Raw genomic sequence first — 4465 nt, forward strand, 5'->3', positions numbered from 1 at the left:
CATTTCCCTTCTTTTCTCGAAAATGAATAAGGAGCGTCACTCATTGTGCAGCCTCGTGTGGTATTAGGTTGAGAAGATAGATTAAAAATAAGTTTTGCACCTTTCTTTAAGTCACTGATCTTGAGATAATTTTTATCCCACGGCTGGCCATTTAGCGTCATCGAAGAGATATATTTATTTGCAGAAGAACATTGAGGAGCATCAATTGATATGGTCTTTCCATCGTATAGATGCAGCTTTACCTGCTTAAAATAGGGCGTTCCGATGGCATATTCGCCACTTCCTGGGCACACAGGATAGAATCCAAGCGCTGAGAACACATACCAAGCTGACGTTTGACCATTGTCTTCATCGCCACAATACCCGTCAGGATTTGCCGTATAAAGTCGATCCATTATATTGCGAACATGAAGTTGAGTCTTCCAAGGTTGGCCCGACCAATCATATAAATACGGCATGTGTTGAATCGGTTGATTGCCATGTGCATAGTTTCCCATGTCCATAACTTGCATTTCTCGTATCTCATGTATCACCGATCCATAATAACTATCGTCAAAGATTGGCGGAACAATAAACACAGAATCCATCATCTGATTAAACACTTCATTGCCTCCCATGAGGTTAATGAGCCCTTGGGGGTCATGAAATACGCACCAAGTCCAATGCCATGAGTTGCCTTCGGTAAAGGCATCACCCCACTTATAGGGTGAGAAGGGTGATTGAAACTCCCCATTTTTCAGTCTTCCACGCATCATTCTAACCGATGAATCGAAGACATTACGATAGTTTAATGCACGTTTTTTAAACGGCGCTAATTGCTTTTTAGACTTCCCCATGGCCTTACCTAATTCATAAATACACCAATCATCATAGGCATATTCAAGCGTACGGGCCACATTTTCGTTGATTTTCACATCGTAAGGCACATAGCCTAAGCGATTATAATAGTCGAAACCTTTTCTTCCTGAAGAACTAACCTTCGGATGAACTGCCGATGCTCCATGCACAACGGCTTCCCAAAGTGTCTCTGCATCTTTTGTCTTCACTCCCGACAACCAGGCATCTGCCACCACAGAAGCAGAGTTGTTGCCCACCATACAATCACGATGACCGGGCGATTGCCACTCTGGTAAGAAGCCCGATTCACGATAGGCATTAGCAAGTCCTTGTTGAATTTGGAGATTAACTTCTGGATAAAGCAGGTTCAACAAAGGGAATAATGCACGGAAGGTGTCCCAGAAGCCTGTGTCAGTATACATATATCCCGGCAACACTTTACCATTATAAGAACTATAATGAATGATATTGCCATTGACATCTCGCTCCCAAAGCATGCGTGGGAATAACAAACAACGATATAAACACGAATAGAAAGTGCGCTTATGGTCTATATTTTCATCGCTCACTTCTACTCTTCCAAGCACCTCATTCCATTGTTTTTGACCATGAGCTGCTATATTTTCTAAGGTTTCACCAGCCTGTTGGAGTTCTTTGAGATTCAACATGGCTTGGTCATAGCTCACAAACGAAGACGCCACACGGGCTGTTACCTGTTCATTTCTGTGTAAAGTTTTGAAACCAACAATACACCCACGTTTCACCTTCTCCGTTAATTTTATTGCCTTTCCTTCGGGATTAAGCATGTAAGCAATAGGCTGAGAAAACTGAATGACAAAGTAATTTCGGAAATTTTCGGGTACTCCGCCATTATTCTTCGTTGTATATCCCATCACCATATTCAGCTCAGGAAGCACTACAACCTCTGAATTGTCATCGAAAGCATCAATGACTATGCTAGCACTATCAGTTTTAGGATAAGTGAAACGCATCATACACGCACGCTGTGTTGGTGCTATTTCGGCCCTAATATCATAGTCGGCAAGATACACTTTATAATAATAGGGCTTCACATCTTCAGCCATATGCGAGAACCATGAGGCTCGTTTATCCTCATCAAAGACTGGTTTTCCGGTCTCAGGCATAAGAGAAAACATGCCATAATCGTTTATCCAGGGGCTGGGTTGATGGGTTTGTTTCAGTCCTCTGATTTTATGTGCAGTGTAAACATACTGCCAACCATCGCCATTTCTACCTGTTTGAGGCGTCCAAAAGTTCATTCCCCAAGGCAAAGCTATAGCAGGATAGGTGTTACCTGCAGAGAGTTCAAAGGATGATTCCGTGCCCACCAGCGGATTGACAAACGCTGTATAGTCGCATGCTTCGTTAGCCGACTTAATGTCTGTAGCATATAACAACGCTATCAGCAAAAGGAGAAAACCAAATCGTTTATTCATAGTTTAAGGCCTTAATATTGAAGTTAATCAATAACACAACATCGTTCTTATCATTCTGTAGAACGATGTTATGCTATCATCACACATTTTATTTCAAGCTGTTTAATAAAGGTGCCTTTCCATCGGCAATGAGTTTTATCACCAGTTCGCCAAAAAGTCCATTCTGCCATGCAAACCATGGGCGTGTGTAATGATTTGGGTCATTCACATCAAAGCTTTCATGCATGAAACCTGTTCCGGCATCTGTGTGCATAAGCATCTTCATATACTTGGCTATTTCCTGGTCATCCTTTGAAACAAACAACTTCATCATAATGCTCATTGGCCATGCCATATTATATCCAATATGTGGACCACCAATACCTTCTCCTGCTTTTCCGCGGAAGAACCAGGGGTTATCTTCACTCCAAACGAAGCGTAAGGTGTTCTGATAGATAGGATCATCGAGCGAAACATCACCCAAATAGCCCATGCCCAGCAATGAAGGAACATTTGCATCGTCAGCAAGTAGGTGATTGCCAAAGCCATCTACCTCAAGCGCATATATCTTTCCATATTTAGGATGATCATAGACCGCATATTTTTTCAATGCAGCTTCCACTTCATCGGCCAAGTCATTGCATTGCTTAGCGAGTTCAGGCTTGTGATTAACCACATTGAGAATCTCTGCAGCTTTACGCAAACTGGAAACTGCCATGAAGTTAGAAGGGATGAGAAATTGGAAGATTGTGGCATCATCCGAAGGTCGGAAAGTCGACACAATCAGTCCACATGGCTTCACAGGTGCCCCATAACCACCCCAGCCTACAGTGTCATAAGCGCGGTCTGTCACACGAAGGAAATGATAAGGTCCCATTCCTTCTTTGCGCTGTTGCTCATGAAAAGTGAGCAAAGTGTTTTCAATTGCCTGCAACCAAGCCTCTCCAAAGATAGAAGCATCACCCGAAACTTTCCAATATTCATAGGCCAATCGAATGGGATAACATTCACTGTCTATCTCATATTTACGCTCATGAACTTCTGGTTTCATAGCAGTATTGTCGCTTTGCCATTCACCTCCCGTTGGACCATCATTGAAAGCATTGGCATATCTATCGATATTTGTATTCTTAAACTCCCTGAGAATAACGCCTCGAAGCATTTTCTTCAGCTGTGGATCTTCATTGACCAAACGCACATAAGGCCACACTTGAGCTCCCGAATCACGTTGCCACATGGCGGGAATATCACCAGTATAGACAAATGTATCATCGTCTCCATCCTTCACCCGATAATGAACGGTAGTTTCAAGTGTATTCGGATAACAGTTTTCAAACATCCAAGCAAGTCGTGGATTGCCCTTCAATATAGCTTTAACGCGCTTAATTTCTTTCTCTATTGCTTTCGACTTGAAAAGCCGTTCGGCCATAGGCGGACGCTTACTCACAAAAGTTGTGGCATCACTTGCAACCTTATCGGTATAACGTTGTGACACTTGAGCAGACACTCCCGCAGTGGAGCATATGAAAAGACAAGCCAAAGTAAATGTTGATAATCTCATAGTATAAAATCTTAGATATTTTCTCGTAGAATCACTCACCATGAAATATGCAATAAAATAATTCCAACTTTTTTATAGTATTAAATTAAAGCTCAAACAAGATAAGGTAATCAATTACGCTTACAAAAGTAAATTAAAGAAATGATTTCACAAATTTTTCGTTCATAAAACTTAGCTAACACCTCATACTATTTCTGATTGGCAAAAAAAGTGCCTCATTTTACTCACCAAATTCAGTCAAATCGCGCCCTAAAAAGAATCAAATCAAGACGCAAAATCAGGCATTTCTCAAGAACATAAAAATGGCATTATTTCACCGCCTCTTGCCGATAAAAACAAGATTAATCACAGACGACATCGCAAACAGACTAAGACTCACCCAAATAATGGTTTTAGGTGATTAAAGCAAGCAAACGGACAGCATTGTAGATGAACTTAAAAAAGATTATATTGACATGAACTACTAAAATCTTTGCGTAACTTTATAAATAAAACTATAGTCATTGAAATGAGAAATAAAGGAAAAAGGTGGAAAAAATCTATCAAGAATGTTAATTATATATTTAATACCTCACGTTAAGAAAACATGATTCAGACTTAGAGGTGTAAAAAACCATAAATTAAGAATCCG

2 protein-coding genes are annotated in these 4465 nt (G+C 40.9%); both read right to left on the bottom strand.

All coding sequences use genetic code 11. The features are described from left to right. Positions 1–2294, bottom strand: a 2294-nt coding sequence (locus HMPREF9420_RS06045; RefSeq protein ID WP_007134615.1) for a GH92 family glycosyl hydrolase, incomplete at its 3' end; no start/stop codon positions are given. An 88-nt stretch (positions 2295–2382) separates the two neighbouring features. Then, positions 2383–3834, bottom strand: coding sequence for a glycoside hydrolase family 125 protein (locus tag HMPREF9420_RS06050; protein ID WP_044078798.1), 1452 nt, complete (start codon positions 3832–3834; stop codon positions 2383–2385). Positions 3835–4465: the final 631 nt, after the last annotated feature.

The sequence above is a fragment of the Segatella salivae DSM 15606 genome (genome assembly GCF_000185845.1).
In the GTDB taxonomy this organism is placed as follows: Bacteria; Bacteroidota; Bacteroidia; order Bacteroidales; family Bacteroidaceae; genus Prevotella; species Prevotella salivae.

Excerpts from the sequence above, each read along its gene's own strand:
- HMPREF9420_RS06050 (WP_044078798.1), bottom strand. The coding sequence starts at position 3,834 with ATGAGATTATCAACATTTACTTTGGCTTGTCTTTTCATATGCTCCACT.